The sequence below is a fragment of the Pseudoduganella sp. GW821-FHT05F09 genome (assembly GCF_059419605.1).
In genome coordinates this window covers 328,833-346,825 of the sequence record NZ_JBWKSD010000003.1, presented here as the reverse complement: position 1 = coordinate 346,825, position 17,993 = coordinate 328,833, and the positions used below count along the sequence as shown (strand labels likewise).

The window sequence follows — 17,993 nt, the reverse complement described above, 5'->3', positions numbered from 1 at the left end:
GCTCCTATTCTTTGGCATAATGTTGGAAATTACAGGTTTCCAATGAATATTAGCTCCCCCCGCGCCGACTCGCGTGAATTCGATACGCCGCATTTTCGCCAGGCGTTGTCCCAGTTCGCCACCGGCGTCACCGTCATCACCACCCGCCTGGCCGACGGCACTTTCCGCGGCCTGACCGCCAGCTCCTTCAATTCCGTCTCGCTGGACCCGCCGCTGGTGCTGTGGAGCCTGGCCAACGGCGCCAACAGCCTGCCCATCTTCACCGGCAACTCGCACTACGTGATCAATGTGCTCAACGCCGGCCAGGCCCACCTGGCCAAGCTGTTCTCCAGCCGGGGCGAGGACCCGTGGGCCAGCGCCGAGTACGAGCTGTCGCGCACCGGCCAGCCCATCCTGAAGGGCGCCGTGGCCTGGTTCGAATGCCACAACCGCAGCCGCTACCCGGAAGGCGACCACGTGATCTTCGTGGGCGAAGTGGAGCACTGCGAATTCTCGCCGCAGGCGCCGCTGGTGTTCCACGGCGGCGGCTTCCGCAGCCTGGGCTAAAAAACGGAAATTGGTGTCGCCATTTGAAAAGCCGGGCGCGGGCCGGCGTCTTAGAATGCTGGGATCATTCACATAACCCGAGACCAGGACACACCATGAGCCAATCCCGCGCGCAATTCCACTGGGACGACCCCCTGCTGCTGAACGACCAGCTGACCAGCGAAGAGCGCATGGTGCGCGACGCCGCCGCCGCCTACTGCCAGGACAAGCTGGCCCCGCGCATCCTGGAAGCGTTCCGCCACGAGCGCATGGACACCACCATCTTCCGCGAGATGGGCGAGCTGGGCCTGCTGGGCCCCACCATACCGGACCAGTACGGCGGCCCCGGCCTGAACTACGTCAGCTACGGCCTGATCGCGCGCGAAGTCGAGCGCGTGGACTCCGGCTACCGCTCCATGATGAGCGTGCAATCGTCGCTGGTGATGGTGCCCATCTTCGAATTCGGCACCGAGGCGCAGAAGCAGAAATACCTGCCCAAGCTGGCCACCGGCGAATGGATAGGCTGCTTCGGCCTGACCGAGCCCAACCACGGTTCCGACCCCGGCTCCATGATCACCCGCGCCAGGAAGGTGCCGGGCGGCTACGCCCTGTCCGGCGCCAAGATGTGGATCACCAATTCCCCGGTGGCGGACGTGTTCGTGGTGTGGGCCAAGGACGACGAAGGCGCGATCCGCGGCTTCGTGCTGGAAAAAGGCATGGCCGGCCTGAGCGCGCCCGCCATCCACGGCAAATTCGGCCTGCGCGCCTCGGTCACCGGCGAAATCGTGATGGACAACGTGTTCTGCCCGGAAGAAAACGCCTTCCCGGACGTGCGCGGCCTGAAAGGCCCGTTCACCTGCCTCAATTCGGCGCGCTACGGCATCGCCTGGGGCGCGCTGGGCGCGGCCGAAGCGTGCTGGCACACCGCGCGCCAGTACACCATGGACCGCCAGCAGTTCGGCCGTCCGCTGGCCGCCAACCAGCTGGTGCAGAAAAAGCTGGCTGACATGCAGACCGAAATCACGCTGGGCCTGCAAGGCTGTTTGCAGCTGGGACGCATGAAGGACGCCGGCACTGCCGCCGTCGAGATCACCTCCATGATGAAGCGCAACTCCTGCGGCAAATCGCTGGACATCGCCCGCGTCGCGCGTGACATGCTGGGCGGCAACGGCATCTCCGACGAATTCGGCGTCATCCGCCACATGGTCAACCTGGAAGTGGTCAACACCTACGAAGGCACGCACGACATCCACGCCCTCATCCTCGGCCGCGCCCAGACCGGCATCCAGGCTTTCCAATAAGAAAAAAGGGGTCAGGGTTAATTAATTTAGTTGCTAAATTAATTAACCCTGACCCCTTATTGGTTCAGAGCAACCGCCTTGACGGCGGTTTTTTTACGCGCTTAGAAGCCGGAGAAGTGGTAGCCGACCGTGACGCCGACGGCCAGCGGGTCCAGCGCGGCGTCCATGGTCTGGCCGGTGGAGTAGCGGGCCGAGGTCTTCAGCTTGGTCTTGACCACGTTGATGTCCGCAAACCATTTCTCGTTGATGGCCATCGACACGCCCAGCTGGGCGCTGGCGGCCCATTTGTTTTTCATCGAGAAGGTCGACGGCGGGCCGCCCGGGTTCAGCAGCGCGGTCAGCTGGCCGGAACCGGTTTCGCTGCGGAAGTAGGCGTAGGTCACGCCCAAGCCGGCGTAGGGACGGAACTTGGCGCTCGGCTCGAACAGGTGGTATTGCAGGAAAACGGTCGGCGGCAGCACTTCCGAGCTGGCCAGCTGGCCGGTGCCTTCCAGCGAACCCGAACCGTAGATCTTGTGCTTGTACGGCACGCCCAGGTCCAGCTCGACCGAGAAGTTGTCGGTCAGCATGCGGCCGATGGTGAACACCGGCTGGGTGTCGGCGCCGATGTCGGCACGGCTTTCCGGCAGCGCCGGGGCGCTCACGTTGCCGCTCTTGACCTTGGGGGTGATCTTGTTCAGGCCGGCCTTCACCACCCACTCGCCTGCTGCCTGCGCCGAGGCGCCCGACGCGGCGCCCATTGCGGCGGCCAGGGCCAGCGCTTTCACTGCGGTATTGATACGAATTTTCATCTTATTATGTCTCCAGGAATGCAGTGATTACAGCCAGCCTTTTACGACCATTTTTTCAGCCACGAAGCGCGCCAGCAGCGTGTGCAGGAACGGGGTCGGGTGGACGGTGTCGGCGTAGGCGTAGTGGCTGACGTCGCCAGTTTTCAGGTTGGTGGCGTTGCATCCCAGCGAGTTGCCCAGCGGGTTCTTCGTCAGGTCGCAGGCGGTTTCCTTGACATTGGTCAGGCCATAGGGCGCAGGATTGGTGGCCTGGTTGTGGTTTTCCGAGAAGGTGTCGATCAGCAGCACGGTGTCCATGCCGGCCAGGTCGGCGGCGATGACGTCGTTGAAGGCTTTCACCATGGCGTTGATCAGCGCGCGCGACGATTCGGACTGCGCCAGGCCGGACGGCGTGTTGGCCACGTCGGGAATGTTGTTGACCACCACGTATTTGGCGCCGTTGGCCAGCAGCTGGTTCTTCACCAGCGCCACCACGTCTTTGGCGGCGGTGACCATCAGCGGCACCAGCGCCGGGCCGTTGGCGGCGGCGTAGTCGGCGCCGGCTTTGGCGCCGGCGGCGGCGCCGTCAGCCTTGGCTTTGTCGACGATGGCTGCCTGGGTGGCCGGTACGGCAGCGCTCTTGTTGCCGGCCAGTACAGCGGCGGTCACGGCGGCGGTCACCACGGAGGTGTCGGTGTGGCCGGGACGTGCGCTTTCGGTGGCCAGGGCCAGGCCGATGGAGGCGGCGGCAGTTTGCGGATTGGTGGCGCCGGCGGCCAGCTGGCCGACCAGGCTGGTGCCGAAAGCCGTGTTGCCGGCGGCGGTACCGGCGGCGGTGGCGGCTGCCGACAGCGCGCCCAGGTTGACCAGCAGGTCGTTGTTGCCGCCCCACATGAAGACGATCTCGTCGCCCTTGAACTTGCCGCCCACTGCGGCCAGGTGGTTCTTCACCTGGGTGACGACCGGCACGGTCAGTGCGCCCAGTTCGCTGCCGGCGGCTTTGTTGCCTTCGCCGATAGGATTGGTGACGCGCGCGCCGCCCTGGCCGTAGGCGTAGCAGCCGGCGCGGTTGACGACAGGTACGCTGAAGCCCTTGGCGGCGTTGCCGTCCAGGCCGGTCTGTGCCGCGCAAGGCGCAGGCAGGCCGAATTGCGCGGCCAGCAGCTCGATCCAGATCTTGCCGGTCAGCGCAGGATTGGCCGCCGTGTTGTTGCCGTTGATGGTGAATTTGCCGCCGCCCAGCGCTTGCACGGTGCCGACGTTGTAGCTGCCCACGTCGGACAGGCTGTCGCCGAACGATACCTGGGATGCGAATTTGACTTTGAGGGTTTGGTCGCCGCCGGCTGGGCTGCCGCTGCCGCATGCGGCCAGAATTGCCGAGGCCATAACTGCCAGGGCGAGTTTGGTGTGACGCATTGTGTCTCCTGAAAAATAATGTTCTTGTTTTAAACGCACGGGCGTGCTATTCGCTACCCAACTAATATGCCAGCCCGAGCGGCGTATGTATAGCGCAATTTTGTAAATTGGGCAGTTTCGCCTAATGCACAAAAGCGTTATTTTCAGGCATTTTCAGCGGGCACGGAAGAAGTCGCGCGCGGCGCGCAGGCAGAACGGCGCCACCAGTCCGGCATGGTAGGCGTCGCGCACGGCGGCGTCGCCCGAGCCGCCGCTGATGGCGGCATTGGCCCGCACTGCGGCTTTGGCGGCGAGGAAGCCCAGTTTGGGCTGGGAGTAGTCGTCGCCGAACAGCGAGGGCGTGGAATCGACGTTGACCACGTGCAGCGTGCCGCCCGGATTTTTGGCCCGAAAATAGTCGGCCGCTGCGTTGGTGTTGTAGTAGGGAACCAGCGGATCGGCGTCGCCGCCACACAACAGTAGCGGCGCGGCCGGGGCGTAGCTGCGCAGATCGTTTTTTTTCAGCCACAGCCGCAGCGCGTGCGCCGGCGTGCAGGCCAGCGGATCGCTGCCGGCTATGTCGCAGGGACGCAACTGCATGTCGGCGGTGTAGCCGTCGCGGTAGCTGGTGCGTATCAGGTTGCCGTCGTTGAAGAATTCCTTGCTGCCGGCCGCTTGCGGGACCGAGTTCCAGGCGAACAGCGCGCTGGCGGGCAGTTTGCCCAGGCTGGCCAGTTCGCCCAGGCCCACGGTGCCCGGCAGCAGGTTCTCGATGCCGCTGGCGTAGCGCGTTTCGTAGATGTCGCCGGGGCTGGCGTACAGCGCCGCGCCGGCGTGCTGGCCGGCGTTGACCAGCATGGGCACGAAGGCGGTGGCGCCCAGCGTGGGCGCGCCGCCGAAGATGGTGTCGCCGAACTTGAGCAGCGCATAGGGGCCGGACAGTCCGGCCGCCGCCGTCACGCCGAACTCGGCGGCGTGGCGGGTCTGCATGGCGCGCTGGGTGGCCAGCGCCACGTAGCCGCCCTGCGAATAGCCGGTGACGTAGAGCTTGGCCGAGGCGTTGGCGCCGAGCTGGCTGAACACGGCGCGCGCGGCGCGCAGGCCGTCCACCATGTCGGCCGATTGCTGCTCGCCGTCCAGGTAGGCGTGGTAGGCCAGCGTGGAGCCGGCATAGCCCGCGTAGTTGGGCGCGACCACGATAAAGCCCTGGGCCGCGAAGATGGCGGCGATCAGGCGCGCCTCGGTGCCGTCGAGCTTGCTCATATCGTAGGACTTCAGCGGCGAGGTGCCGTGCGCGTAGAGCAGCACCGGGCGCGGGCCGCTGCAGGCCGGGTCGGCGCCGGAGGGCAGCATGACGGCGGCGCTGGCTTCGGTGTCTTCGCCGGCCGAGCCTATGGTGTGGTAGCGCACGGTGTGCACGCCGACGGCGCACACGGGCGTGCTGGTAATGCCGCTGGTGCCGCTTTGCGCGCTGTCGAGCAGTTGCTTGAGGGCCTGCGGCTCGTAGGCGGCGACGGCGGCCGGGCCGCCCACCAGGTTGCCGCGCAGCGAAGGCGGCGGAGCCGGGGGCGGAGGCGCGATCACCACCGGGCTGGTGCTGCCGGGCGCGGTCACGCCGCCATTGCCGGCGCTGCCGCCGCCGCAACCGGCGGCCAGGACCGCCAGTATTAAAGAGATGGTAACTTTCTGGTAAAACATCTGAACTCCGCTGATTCCGCCGTCAAATCAGCATAGCAGGTTCAGGGTATTGAAGACTGGAAAAAGCTGCGGGCGGCCATCAGGCAGTACTGCGCAGCCAGCCGGCTGTGGTAGCGATCGGACACTGCCTTGACAGCATCATTGCCCTTTTTGACAGCATCGGCCCGCATCGTGTCGCGTTCGTGCGCGAAAGCTTGTTTGAACGGCAAATACGCATCGTCCGGCTGCTGGCTTTCCAGATCGACCAGCACCGGCGCGGCGCCGTGGGCCTTGAAGTAGGCGTAGGTGGCGGTGGTGTTGGCGAACGGCACCACCGGGTCCCGCGCTCCGCCGCACAGCATCAGCGGCGAAGACGGCGTGTAGTTGCGCAGGTCGTTCCTGCGCATCCATTTGCGCAGCGTGTGCTGCGGCGCGCACGCCAGCGGCTGGGCCGGGTCCAGTTCGCAAGGATTGCTGGCCATGTCCAGCAGATAGGCGTTGCGGTAGCTGGTGCGCACCAGGTTGCGGTCGGCGAAGAAGGCGGAGGCGTCGGCCGCCTGCGGCTGCGAGTCGCGCGCGAACAGCGCGCCCTTGGGCAGCTTGCCTTTGCTGACCAGGTCGTCCAGCCGCACCTTGTTGGGCAGCAGGCTTTCTATGCCGCTGGCGTAGCGCGCCTCGTACAGGTCTTCCGGGGCGCTGTACAGGGCGGCGCCGGCGCGCTGGCCGGAGGTGGTGAGCAGGGGAAGATAGGAGGTGACGCCGGTGTTGGGCCGGCCGCTGAAGATGTCGTCGGCCATGTGGGCCAGCGCGTAGGGGCCGGACAGCGCGGCCGTGGCGGTCACGCTGAATTCGCCGCTGTGCTGCTGCTGGATGGCGCGCTGGGTGGCCAGCGCCACGAAGCCGCCCTGCGAGTAGCCGGTGAGGAAGAGCTGCGGCGCGGCCTGCACGCCCAGCATGGCGTAGGCGATGCGCGCGGCGCGCAGCGCGTCCACCATGTCGCTGGCTTGCTGGTCGGCGTTCAGGTAGGGGTGGTAGGGCAGGCTGGAGCTGCCGTAGCCCGCGTAGTCGGGCGCGACCACGATGTAGCCCTGGGCGGCGAACATGGAGGCGATCAAACGCGCTTCGCCGTTCAAGCGGGCCATGCTGAAGGTTTTGTCGAGCACGGTGCCGTGGGCGTACAGCAGCACGGGACGGGGGCCGCTGCATTGCGGGCCGGGGCCGGAGGGCAGCATGACGACGGCGCCGGCGTCGGCCGGTTCGCCCTGCCCGCCCACGGTCTGGTAGCGCAGGCTGTGGATGGCGATGGCGCAGCGCGGCTCGCCGGTGACGGCCAGCAGGCCGTCGCGCCGTTTCAGCAGGCTGCGCAGCAAGGCCGGTTCGAGCTTGTCGACCGTTTCGCTGATGATGTCGATGGGGACGGGGGTGGGACCGGCGAGCAGTGCGCCGCGCGGGGGCACGGCGGGCCCGGCCGAGGCTTGCGCCGGGGCCTGGGCCGAAACCAGCGCAGGTGGCAGCGCAAGGGGCAGCGCCAACGCCAGCGCCAGCCAGGCATACAAGGTTCGGGTCATGGCGACCTCCTCTACCCGTTATGCGCGCCGGACCAGCGCCGGCGTGGTTCCGTCAGGATTGCAGGAACGACTCAACAATACCAGAAGAACCGAATGCTGCGCGCCGTAATCGATCGTTGACGCCAAGCCATGCGTCGTGCTGTGGCGGCGTTTCCACCAGGATGAGTTCGGCGCCGGTCTGGTCCATCGCGCGCAGCGCGGCGTACAGGCCGAAGGCGTAGCCGGCGGCGTCGGACGGCATGTGCTGGTGCGCTGCTGCCTGGGGCAAGGCCGAGTAGTGAATGACGGCGGCTTTGCGGCCCTTGGCGGCCAGCCTGGCCAGCGTATCCGCCAGCGCGGCGCCGTCGCACAGGGCGACCGGGGCTTTGGGGGCGTAGTGCGATTCCAGCGTGCCGGAGGCGCGCGGGGCGGTCTGGTCTGGCAGGTTGGGCATGGCGCCGATCACGTCGGCAATGTCCTGCGCGCCGATGTGGCCGGGGCGCAGCAGCACCGGGCCGTGCGTGGCCAGGCGCGACAGGTCGAGGATGGTCGATTCGATGCCGACCTGGCTGGAGCCGCCGTCGAGCACGGCCAGGCGCAGCGCGGCAGCGGCGGCGGCACCGGTATGGCCCGCGCCAGCCTCGGCCTCGGCCGGATCGGCCATGCGCGCCGTGATGGCGGCGGCGTAGGCGTGGGCGGCGGCTTCGGCCGCTTCCGCCTCGTCCAGCACCATGGCGCCGAACTCGTCGCGCACGTGCTGCGCGGTGGTGGGGCTGACGTTGCCGAACTTGTTGGCCGACGGCGCCGCCACGCCGCCCTTGCCTCCCTTGAAGGCGCTCAGCAGGGCGATGGCAACCGGGTGCGACGGGCAGCGCATGCCCACCGTGTCCTGGCCGCCGGAGACGGCGTCTGGAATGTGGGCGTTACGCTTGAGTATCATGGTCAGCGGGCCGGGCCAGAAGGCCTCGGCCAGCTTGTAGGCTTCGGCCGGGATGTCGCTGCACCAGTAGCCGATGTCGGCGCCCGGCGCAATGTGCACGATGACGGGATGGTCCTGCGGGCGGCCCTTGGCGGCGTAGATGGCCGCCACGGCCTGCGGGTTTTCGGCGTCCGCACCGAGGCCGTACACGGTCTCGGTGGGGAAAGCCACCAGCTTGCCCACCTCCAGCAACACGGCGGCGGCGCGGATGGCCGCCACGTCGATGCCGGCCTCGCCGGCGGCAGCGCCGCCCGGGCTTACCCCGCCGCTCACGGCGCGATGCCCAGGATGGCGCAGGCGGCGTTCAGCTGCCGCTGCGCTTCCGCCAGCGTGGGCGCGACAAAGGTCAGGTGGCCCATCTTGCGTGCGCGGCGCGGGTCGTCCTTGCCGTACAGGTGCAGATTGGCGCCCGGCAGCGCCAGCACCTGGTCCCAGGCCGGCTCGCGCGTGGCCTCGGTATCGTCGGTGAACCACACGTCGCCCAGGATGTTGAGCATGACGGCCGGCGAATGCTGGCGCACGTCGCCCAGCGGCAGGCGCGCCATGGCGCGCACCTGCTGCGCGAACTGGCTGGTGACGCAGGCGTCCATGGTGTAGTGCCCGCTGTTGTGCGGACGCGGCGCCATTTCATTGACCACCAGCGAACCGTCTTCCAGCACGAAGAACTCGATGCACAGCACGCCCACATAGCCCAGCTCGGCCACGATGGCCTGCGCCGCCGCCTGCGCCTTCTTCGCGCAGTCGTCCGACACGTTGGGGCCGGGCACGGTGGTGGTGAACAGGATGCCGTCGCGGTGCACGTTCTCGGCGATCGGGTAGACCACCGACTGGCCGTCCGCGCCGCGCGCGGTCAGCACCGACACTTCATAGGCCAGCGGCAGCATCTTCTCCAGCAAGCAGGTCACCTGCCCCATGCCGTCGAAGGCGGCGCGCACGTCCTCGCGGGAGCGCACGCGCACCTGGCCCTTGCCGTCGTAGCCCATGCGCACGGTTTTCAGGATGCCCGGCAGCAGCTCGTCGCCGATGGCGTCGATATCCGCCAGCGAGGCGATCACCTTGTGCGGCGCGGGCTGCACGCCGGACTTGGCCGCGCAGCCGACAAAGAAGCTTTTCTCGGCGATGCGGTCCTGCGCCACCGACACGCCATGCGCGTCCGGCGCCACGAACACGTGCTGCGACAGCCGCGACAGGCTGTCGGCGGGCACGTTCTCAAACTCGGTGGTGACGGCGAAGCACTGCGCCGCCAGCACATCCAGGCCCTGGCCGTCGCTGTAGCCGGCGTTGATGAGGCGCTGCGCGACCTGCCCTGCCGGGCAGTCGTCGGACGGTTCCAGCACGGCCACCTGGTAGCCCATGCTTTGCGCGGCGTGCGCGAACATGCGGCCCAGCTGGCCGCCGCCCATCACGCCCAGCCAGGCTTGCGGATTGGCGCTGGGCAGGAAGGGCGTAAACTGCTGCGGTGAAGATTTACTCATTGTTTAGGCATTAATTCGCAAGCGGTAAAGTCATGGCCTTGGCGGCGTCGGTCTGCGTGGCGCGGAAGGCTTCCAGCTTGTCCGCCAGCGCGTCGTCGGTGCCGGCGATGATGGCCACGGCCGTCAGCGCGGCGTTGGCGGCGCCCGCTTCGCCGATGGCGAAGGTGGACACCGGCACGCCCTTGGGCATCTGCACGATGGACAGCAGCGAGTCTTCGCCGCGCAGGTATTTGGACGGCACCGGCACGCCCAGCACCGGCACGATGGTCATGGCGGCCACCATGCCGGGCAGGTGGGCCGCGCCGCCGGCGCCGGCGATGATGGCGCGCAGGCCGCGCGCGCGGGCGCTCTTGGCGTAGGCGTACATCTCGTCCGGCATGCGGTGCGCGGAAATGACTTGCGCTTCAAACGGCACGCCGAACTGCTTGAGGATGGCCACGGCATTCTGCATCACGTCCCAGTCCGAAGACGAGCCCATGATGACGCCAACCAGGGGTTTGTTCTGGTCGGCCATGCTTATACCTTCAGCTTCTCGCCGGTCAGGCGTTCAATGGCTTCGAAATACTTGGCCTGGGTCTTGTTGATGACGTCCGCCGGCAGCGCGGGCGCCGGTGCGGTTTTGCCCCAGGTCAGGGTCTCCAGGTAGTCGCGCACGAACTGCTTGTCGAACGACGGCGGCGACATGCCGGGCTGGTAGGAGTCGGCAGGCCAGAAACGCGACGAGTCGGCGGTCAGCACTTCGTCCATCAGGTGCATGACGCCGTTTTCGTCCAGGCCGAATTCGAACTTGGTGTCGGCGATGATGATGCCCTTGGTGGCGGCGTACTCGGACGCCGCCTTGTACAGCGCGATGCTGACGTCGCGCATCTTGGCGGCCAGTTCGGCGCCGATGCGGCTTTCCATGTCGGCAAAGCTGATGTTCTCGTCGTGCTCGCCCAGGTCGGCCTTGGCGGCCGGGGTGAACAGCGGTTCAGGCAGCTTCTCGGCCTGCTTCAGGCCGGCCGGCAGCTTGATGCCGCAGATGCTGCCGGTGTCCTGGTAGTCCTTCCAGCCCGAACCGATGATGTAGCCGCGCACCACCGCCTCCACCATGATGGGCTTGAGGCGCTTGGCCACCACAGCGCGGCCTTTGACCTGCTCCACCTCATCGGCGGCCACCACGGACTCGGGCGCAACGCCGGTCAGGTGGTTAGGCACGATGTGGCCCAGTTTCTCGAACCAGAAGTCGCTCATCTGGTTCAGGACCATGCCCTTGCCGGGAATCGGTTCGTTCATGACGACGTCGAAGGCCGACAGGCGGTCGGTGGTGACGATCAGAATCTTGTCGTCGCCGACAGCGTAGTTGTCGCGGACTTTGCCGTGGCCGAGCAGTGGCAGGGACTTGATGGAGGATTGGTAAAGGCTGTTCATAGCGGGGGGAGAGGAAAGATAACGCAAAGATAAAGCGAAACCGGCGCACGGGTATGCATGCCCGCCGGTCAAGAAAATCGGGCCGAGACATAAGCTCGGCCCGTTCCAGACAGAATTTTACTTCACAATCTGCGCCAGGGCGCCGGCCTTGTAACGCTCGGCCATTTTGTCCAGCGCCAGCGGCTTGATCTTGCCGGCCTGGCCTTCGCAGCCGAACGCCAGGAAGCGCGCGCGCACCACTTCTTCCGCAGCGGCGCGGGCCGGCTTGAGGAAGTCGCGCGGGTCGAACTTCGATGGGTTCTCGAACATGTACTTGCGCACGGCGGCGGTCATGGCCAGGCGGATGTCGGTGTCGATGTTGATCTTGCGCACGCCGTGACGGATGCCTTCCTGGATCTCTTCAACAGGAACGCCGTAGGTTTCCTTCATGTCGCCGCCGAATTCGCGGATGATGGCCAGCAGTTCCTGCGGCACCGACGAGGAACCGTGCATCACCAGGTGGGTGTTCGGGATGCGGGCGTGGATTTCCTTGATGCGGTCGATGGCCAGGATGTCGCCGGTCGGCTTGCGGGTGAACTTGTAGGCGCCGTGCGAGGTGCCGATGGCGATGGCCAGCGCGTCGCACTGGGTGCGCTGCACGAAGTCGGCGGCCTGGGCCACGTCGGTCAGCAGCATTTCGCGGGTCATGGTGCCTTCGGCGCCGTGGCCGTCTTCCTTGTCGCCCTTCATGGTTTCCAGCGAACCGAGCACGCCCAGTTCGGCTTCCACCGTCACGCCGATGGCGTGCGAGAACTTGACCACCTCTTTCGACACGTCCACGTTGTACTCGTAGGACGCGACCGACTTGCCGTCCGCTTCCAGCGAGCCGTCCATCATCACCGAGGTGAAGCCGGAGCGGATCGCGGCCATGCAGACCGCCGGCGACTGGCCGTGGTCCTGGTGCATGACGACAGGGATGTGCGGGTAGGCTTCGACGGCGGCGTCGATCAGGTGGCGCAGGAAGGCTTCGCCTGCGTATTTGCGGGCGCCGGCCGACGCTTGCATGATGACCGGGCTGTTCAGGGCATCGGCGGCGGCCATGATGGCCTGCACCTGCTCCAGGTTGTTGACGTTGAAGGCGGGGATGCCATAGCCGTTTTCGGCGGCATGGTCCAGCAGCTGACGCATGGATACGAGGGACATGGTATTACTCCAAACAATAAAAAAATCGGTACGGGGGCCGGCGGATTTTCAGGAAAATTCGCCTACCTTCACTATCTTCAATGCATTGGTGCCGCCCACCTGGCCCATGGGTTCGCCCCAGGTGACCACGATCATGTCGCCCTTCTTGACGATGCCGTATTCCACCAGCAGGTCTTCGGCCTGTTTCAGCACCACCGAACTGTCGGCGCCCTGCGCCAGTTCGTAGGCGCGCACATTGCGGTACAGCGAGGCTTTGCGGGCGGTGGCCACGCTCGGCGTGAGGGCGAAAATCGGCGTGTCGATGCTGTGGCGGCTCATCCACAGGGCGGTGGAGCCGGACTCGGTCAGCGCCACGATGGCCTTCACGCGCAAATGGTGCGCGGTGAACAGCGCGCCGTAGGCGATGGACTGGTCGATGCGGGTGAAGCGGACGTTGAGGAAATCGGCGTCCAGTTTGTTGTATTCGGATTGCTCGGCCTCGACGCAGATCGCGGCCATCATTTCCACGGTCTCGATCGGGTATTTGCCGGAGGCCGTTTCGGCCGAGGTCATGACGGCGTCGGTGCCGTCCAGCACGGCGTTCGCCACGTCGGACACTTCGGCGCGGGTCGGCACCGCGTTGACGATCATGGACTCCATCATCTGGGTCGCGGTGATGGCCAGCTTGTTCGATTCGCGCGCCATCTTGATCATGCGCTTCTGCAGCGCCGGCACGGCGGCGTTGCCCACTTCCACGGCCAGGTCGCCGCGCGCCACCATGATGCCGTCGGACGCGTCCAGGATCTCCTGCAGCGCGGGGATCGCTTCGGCGCGCTCGATCTTGGCGATCATCATCGGCTTGTGGCGGTAAGGCTCGCCGGCGATATTGGCCAGCTGGCGCGCCATCGCCATATCGGTGGCGTTTTTCGGGAAGGAGATGGCCAGGTAGTCGCACTGGAAGCTCATCGCGGTCTTGATGTCTTCCATGTCCTTGGCGGTCAGGGCCGGCGCGGTCAGGCCGCCGCCCTGGCGGTTGATGCCCTTGTTGTTGGACAGCTCGCCGCCGATTTTCACGGTGGTGTGGATTTCGCTGCCCGCGATGCGGTCCACGATCAGCACGATCAGGCCGTCGTTCAGCAGCAGCACGTCGCCGGAACGCACATCGGTCGGCAGCGATTTGTAGTCCAGGCCCACGCGCTCCTGGTTGCCCAGTTCGCCGTTCTCGCCCCATTTGGCGTCCAGGATGAACTGGTCGCCGTTGGCCAGTTCGATCTTGCCCTGTTCAAACTTGCCGATGCGGATTTTCGGTCCCTGCATGTCCGCCATGATCGCCACTTCGCGGCCGCACTCGGCGGCGGCGCGGCGCACCAGCGCGGCGCGGTCGATATGATCCTGCGCCTTGCCGTGCGAGAAGTTCAGGCGCACCACATCCACGCCGGCCCGTATCATTTTGACCAGGATGCCGAAGTCGGTGGAAGCGGGGCCGATGGTGGCGACGATTTTGGTACCACGGGACATAGAGTTCCTTAGCGAAGAGAGACGCGACGCACAAGCCCCCGCGCGGGCGGGGGCCGGGGGATTACTTGTTGAAACGCTGGGTCAGGATATCGACCGCCGGCAGGGTTTTGCCTTCCAGGAACTCCAGGAAAGCGCCGCCGCCGGTCGAGATATAGCCAATTTTATCGGTAATGTCATATTTTGCAATCGCCGCCAGCGTATCGCCGCCGCCTGCGATCGAATAGGCCTTGGAACCGGCGATGGCCAGCGCCAGCGTCTTGGTGCCTTCGCCGAACTGGTCGAACTCGAACACGCCGACCGGACCATTCCACACCACGGTGCCGGCCGCGGCGATCTTGGCCGCCAGCAGCTGCGCGGTCTTGGGACCGATGTCCAGGATCATGTCGTCGTCGGCCACGTCGGCCACGTCCTTGATTGTGGCGGCTGCGGTGGGCGAGAACTCCTTGGCGCACACCACGTCCACAGGAATCGGCACTTCGGCGCCGCGCGCGGCCATGATGCCGATAATGGCCTTGGCTTCGTCCACCAGGTCATTTTCCACCAGCGACTTGCCGATGTTCAGGCCCACGGCCTTCATGAAGGTGTTGGCGATGCCGCCGCCGACGATCAGGCCGTCCACTTTCTCGGACAGGGCCTTCAGGATGGACAGCTTGGACGAGACTTTCGAACCGGCCACGATGGCCAGCAGCGGACGGGCCGGGGCGCCCAGCGCCTTGCCCAGCGCGTCCAGCTCGGCCGCCAGCAGCGGGCCGGCGCACGCCACCGGCGCGAACTTGGCGATGCCGTGGGTGGAGGCTTCGGCGCGGTGCGCGGTGCCGAAGGCGTCGTTTACGTAGACGTCGCACAGCGCTGCCATCTTCTGCGCCAGCTCGTCCGCATTCTTCTTTTCGCCCTTGTTCACGCGGACGTTTTCCAGCAGCACCACCTGGCCGGCCTGCAGGCCTTCCAGGCCAGCGCCGTCCACCCAGTTCTGTTTCAGTTCCACCGGCTGGCCCAGCAGTTCGGCCAGGCGCTTGGCGACCGGCGCCAGGCTGTCTTCCGGCTTGAACTCGCCTTCGGTCGGGCGGCCCAAGTGCGAGGTGACCATGACCTTGGCGCCAGCGGCAACGGCGGCGCGGATGGCCGGCACGGAGGCGCGGATGCGGGTGTCTTCAGTGATGTTGCCGGCGTCGTCTTGCGGCACGTTCAAGTCGGCGCGGATGAACACGCGCTTGCCTTGCAGGGCTTGTTGGTCGATCAGATCTTGCAGACGAATGAAGTTCAGAACAGCTTGCATGGCTACCCAAAGGACGAAGGTTGGAAAGACCGCTATTCTACCGCAACGCCGGATGCGAATCCCTTAGAAAATATGCAACAGTCTCAGGGCGGTGAAGAAGGCCATGCCGAAAATGATGGTTTCCAGCATGTTACGGCGCACCAGGTAAAACGCGATGGCGACCACGCCGGACACCAGTTTCAGATTGTCCAGGCCGATATGCACCTGGCCGCCCGGCGCCAGCAGCAGGTCGGGCGCGACGATGGCCGCCAGCGCGCAGGCCGGCGCGTAGCGCAGCACCTCGTGCACCCGTTTCGGGATAGTGATATGGTGGCCGATCAGCCAGAACGAGGCGCGCGTGGCGGCGGTGGCCAGCGCCAGCGCCACGATGGTGAGCCAGATTTCCCAGTCAGCCATGCTTGCCGTCCTTGGCGCGCCCCAGGCCCAGTTTTTCCGTCAGTTCCTCGGCCGCCATGGCGGTCAGCATGCCCAGCACCACGGCGGCCAGCAGGCCCAGCTTGTACGGCAGGCCGACCCCGGCCACCGCCACCGCGCCGGCCACGATCACGCCGCACACGGCAGGCCGGCTGGCCGTCAGCGGCACCATGATGCAGATGATGGCCAGCGTGCCGGCAAAGCCCAGGCCCCATTCGGCCGGCACCGTGCTGCCCAGCAGCACGCCGGCGATGGAGCCGATCTGCCAGGCCGCCCAGTTGGGGTACATCAGGCCTTTCAGGTAAGAGACCTTGCCCGCCACCGGCGCTTCGCTGGGATAGCGCTGCAGGAACAGGGCGGCGGTCATGTCGCCGGAACAATAGCCGAGCAGGAAGCGCTGCCGCCACGGCAGGCCGGCGAAATGCGGCGCCAGCAGGACGGAGAAAATAACGAAACGCAGATTGACGGCGATGGCGGTCAGGAAGATGACCCAAATCGGCGCGCCGGCCGCGATCAGCGGCAGCGAGGCCAGCTGGGCCGAGCCGGCGAAGGCCATCAAGGTCATGCCCAGCGCCTGCGGCACCGTCAGCCCGCTCTTGACCATGGCCACGCCCACCACCAGGCCCCAGGCGCCGATGCCGAACAAAGTGGGAATGCCGCTCCTCAGGCCTTCGCGCCAGGAGGCTTCATCGTGGCGTGCAACATCGACAGTGGCGGGGGCTGGAGTGGCTTCGTTCATGTGGTTTTCCTGCCACGCGCGCGTTGTTTTAGTAGAAACGAACGCAGGCGGCCGGTACTGTAGATCAGGCGCTATTCTACCGATGATTCTGGGAATTGCGCGAATCCGTTAAAATCGGTGTTTTCAGCCTACGTTACACGGAGATCGCCAAGATGAGCAACACCACCCAGCCAGCAGCCGCCAACGCAGTAGAACTCGACGGCAAAGACCTGCCGGCCCACTGCCCCAACCCGGCCATGCCGCTGTGGTCCTCGCACCCGCGCGTGTTCCTGGAGTTCAATCACGACGGCGTCGCCAAGTGCCCGTACTGCGGCACCGCCTACCGCCTCAAGCCGGGCGCCGTGGTTGCCCATCACTGATCTTATTCCGGCCCGGAGTTCGCTATGTCAAAAAAGCAATTAAACGGTAGCGCCAGCGAAGTGGAAGCCGCCTTTTACGACGCGCTGAACCGGGCCGACGTGGACGCCCTGATGGCCCTGTGGGCCGACGACGAGGAAATCGCCTGCGTGCACCCGGGCGGTCCGCGCCTGGTGGGGCACCGCGCCATCCGCGAATCGTGGTCCATCATCCTCGAGCACGGCGGCCTGCACATCATGCCGGCCGTGCTGCACGAGACCCACAACCTGATGAGCTCGATTCACTCCGTGGTGGAAGGTGTGACCGCCGCCACCGGCGAGCCGGCCCACCTGGTGGCCAGCAACGTCTATATCAAAACGCCGAAAGGCTGGCGCATCGTATTGCGCCATGTGTCCGTGGCGCCCGGCCCCGTGCCCGTGGACAATCCGGCGCAGGTGCTGCACTGAGCCGCTGGCGATGAAGTACACCGCGCCACGGTGGCTGCCCAGCGGCCACCTGCAAACCATCTACCCCGCCGTCTGCATCAGCAAGCCGGCGGTGGCCTTCCGCCGCGAGCGCTGGCAGGCGCCGGACGGCGATTTCGTCGATGTCGATTTTGTCGACGGCCAGCCCGGCCAGCCTTTCGTGGTGCTGTTCCACGGCCTGGAAGGCTCGTCCGACAGCCACTACGCGCGCGCCCTGATGGCCGAAGTGCGGGCGCGCGGCTGGTCCGGCGCGGTGCCGCACTTCCGCGGCTGCTCGGGCGAGCCCAACCTGGCGCCGCGCTTCTACCATTCCGGCGACGCCGCCGAAGTCGACTGGGTGATACGCCGCCTGCACGCGCGCGCCATGGACGCGGCCTGCAGCCGCTTCTACGCCACCGGCGTATCGCTGGGCGGCAACGCGCTGCTGCGCTGGCTGGGCGAGTCGCAGCACCAGGCCGAGATCGTCGACGCGGCGTGCGCCGTGTCCGCCCCGCTGGATCTGGCGCGCGGCGGAGAATCGCTGTCGCGCGGCTTCAACCTGCTCTACACGCGCATGTTCCTGAACACGCTCAAGCCCAAGTGCGTGGCCAAGCTCAAGCAGTTCCCCGGCCTGTACGACCTGAACGCGCTGATGGCCGCCAAGGACTTGTACGCCTTCGACAACGTGGTCACCGCGCCGCTGCACGGCTACCGCAACACGGAAGACTACTGGGACCGCGCCAGCGCCAAGCATGTGCTGACCGACATCACGGTGCCGACGCTGGTGCTGAACGCGCAAAACGATCCCTTCCTGCCCGGCATCCACCTGCCGCGCAAAGCCGCGCCCGGCGTGCTGCTCGACTACCCGGAGCATGGCGGCCACGTGGGCTTTGCGGCCGGCGGACCGCCCGGGTCGCTGAGCTGGCTGCCTCGGCGGCTGATCCATTTCCTGGAAGGCGAAAACGCCAGCCGCGCGGCGGGCAAGGGCCGGATGTGCGAAGCTTGA

18 protein-coding genes are annotated in these 17,993 nt (G+C 66.4%); 5 read left to right on the top strand and 13 right to left on the bottom strand.

The genetic code is table 11. The annotated features are described in order from the left end of the window. The first annotated feature begins 42 nt into the window (after positions 1 to 42). Positions 43 to 546, top strand: coding sequence for a flavin reductase family protein (locus tag AC07S4_RS11395; RefSeq protein ID WP_494986756.1), 504 nt, complete (start codon positions 43 to 45; stop codon positions 544 to 546). A gap of 95 nt (positions 547 to 641) precedes the next feature. Further along, complete coding sequence (locus AC07S4_RS11390; protein WP_494986755.1) at positions 642 to 1,826, top strand: acyl-CoA dehydrogenase; 1,185 nt, start codon at positions 642 to 644, stop codon at positions 1,824 to 1,826. Positions 1,827 to 1,927: 101 nt separating this feature from the next. Here AC07S4_RS11390 and AC07S4_RS11385 read toward each other — a convergent pair whose 3' ends face one another. From AC07S4_RS11385 to AC07S4_RS11325, 13 genes are all read right to left on the bottom strand, one after another. After that, entirely contained in the window at positions 1,928 to 2,617 is a 690-nt protein-coding gene (locus AC07S4_RS11385) for an OmpW/AlkL family protein (protein ID WP_494986754.1), read from the bottom strand. A 27-nt stretch (positions 2,618 to 2,644) separates the two neighbouring features. Then, positions 2,645 to 4,012 (bottom strand): SGNH/GDSL hydrolase family protein, encoded by a 1,368-nt coding sequence (locus tag AC07S4_RS11380; protein WP_494986753.1) that lies wholly within the window; start codon positions 4,010 to 4,012, stop codon positions 2,645 to 2,647. Positions 4,013 to 4,165: 153 nt separating this feature from the next. Beyond that, positions 4,166 to 5,689: an alpha/beta hydrolase family protein gene (locus tag AC07S4_RS11375; protein WP_494986752.1), complete on the bottom strand. Its 1,524-nt coding sequence runs from the start codon at positions 5,687 to 5,689 to the stop codon at positions 4,166 to 4,168. A 41-nt stretch (positions 5,690 to 5,730) separates the two neighbouring features. Next, complete coding sequence (locus AC07S4_RS11370) at positions 5,731 to 7,236, bottom strand: alpha/beta hydrolase family protein (protein WP_494986751.1); 1,506 nt, start codon at positions 7,234 to 7,236, stop codon at positions 5,731 to 5,733. Between the two features lie 52 nt (positions 7,237 to 7,288). Continuing rightward, positions 7,289 to 8,467, bottom strand: a complete 1,179-nt coding sequence (locus AC07S4_RS11365) for an L-threonylcarbamoyladenylate synthase (RefSeq protein ID WP_494986750.1) — start codon at positions 8,465 to 8,467, stop codon at positions 7,289 to 7,291. Then, entirely contained in the window at positions 8,464 to 9,669 is a 1,206-nt protein-coding gene (locus AC07S4_RS11360; protein WP_494986749.1) for a 5-(carboxyamino)imidazole ribonucleotide synthase, read from the bottom strand. The genes AC07S4_RS11365 and AC07S4_RS11360 overlap by 4 nt, the downstream gene beginning before the upstream one ends. A 10-nt stretch (positions 9,670 to 9,679) precedes the next feature. Beyond that, the gene (gene purE, locus AC07S4_RS11355; protein ID WP_494986748.1) at positions 9,680 to 10,183 is read right to left on the bottom strand and encodes a 5-(carboxyamino)imidazole ribonucleotide mutase; all 504 of its coding nucleotides are present in this window, start codon (positions 10,181 to 10,183) and stop codon (positions 9,680 to 9,682) included. A 2-nt stretch (positions 10,184 to 10,185) separates the two neighbouring features. Continuing rightward, the gene (locus AC07S4_RS11350) at positions 10,186 to 11,079 is read right to left on the bottom strand and encodes a phosphoribosylaminoimidazolesuccinocarboxamide synthase (RefSeq protein ID WP_494986747.1); all 894 of its coding nucleotides are present in this window, start codon (positions 11,077 to 11,079) and stop codon (positions 10,186 to 10,188) included. A 117-nt stretch (positions 11,080 to 11,196) separates the two neighbouring features. Continuing rightward, positions 11,197 to 12,261, bottom strand: coding sequence for a class II fructose-bisphosphate aldolase (fba, locus tag AC07S4_RS11345; protein ID WP_494986746.1), 1,065 nt, complete (start codon positions 12,259 to 12,261; stop codon positions 11,197 to 11,199). 48 nt (positions 12,262 to 12,309) lie between these two features. Then, complete coding sequence (gene pyk / locus AC07S4_RS11340) at positions 12,310 to 13,758, bottom strand: pyruvate kinase (protein ID WP_494986745.1); 1,449 nt, start codon at positions 13,756 to 13,758, stop codon at positions 12,310 to 12,312. A 61-nt stretch (positions 13,759 to 13,819) separates the two neighbouring features. Continuing rightward, entirely contained in the window at positions 13,820 to 15,034 is a 1,215-nt protein-coding gene (locus tag AC07S4_RS11335; protein WP_494986744.1) for a phosphoglycerate kinase, read from the bottom strand. A 63-nt stretch (positions 15,035 to 15,097) separates the two neighbouring features. After that, entirely contained in the window at positions 15,098 to 15,430 is a 333-nt protein-coding gene (locus tag AC07S4_RS11330; protein WP_494986743.1) for an AzlD domain-containing protein, read from the bottom strand. After that, entirely contained in the window at positions 15,423 to 16,187 is a 765-nt protein-coding gene (locus AC07S4_RS11325) for an AzlC family ABC transporter permease (protein ID WP_494986742.1), read from the bottom strand. Before AC07S4_RS11325 ends, AC07S4_RS11330 begins: the two co-directional genes overlap by 8 nt. 152 nt (positions 16,188 to 16,339) lie before the next feature. Between AC07S4_RS11325 and AC07S4_RS11320 the strand changes: the two genes are divergently transcribed. From AC07S4_RS11320 to AC07S4_RS11310, 3 genes are read left to right on the top strand one after another with little or no spacing between them, the layout of a single operon-like run. Then, a complete protein-coding gene (locus AC07S4_RS11320) occupies positions 16,340 to 16,546 on the top strand; it encodes a zinc-finger domain-containing protein (RefSeq protein WP_161070833.1) in 207 nt (68 codons plus the stop codon). Between the two features lie 24 nt (positions 16,547 to 16,570). After that, positions 16,571 to 16,990 carry a YybH family protein gene (locus AC07S4_RS11315; protein ID WP_161070834.1) on the top strand — a complete coding sequence of 140 codons (420 nt, stop codon included), beginning with the start codon at positions 16,571 to 16,573 and terminating at the stop codon, positions 16,988 to 16,990. Between the two features lie 10 nt (positions 16,991 to 17,000). Further along, complete coding sequence (locus tag AC07S4_RS11310; RefSeq protein WP_494986741.1) at positions 17,001 to 17,993, top strand: YheT family hydrolase; 993 nt, start codon at positions 17,001 to 17,003, stop codon at positions 17,991 to 17,993.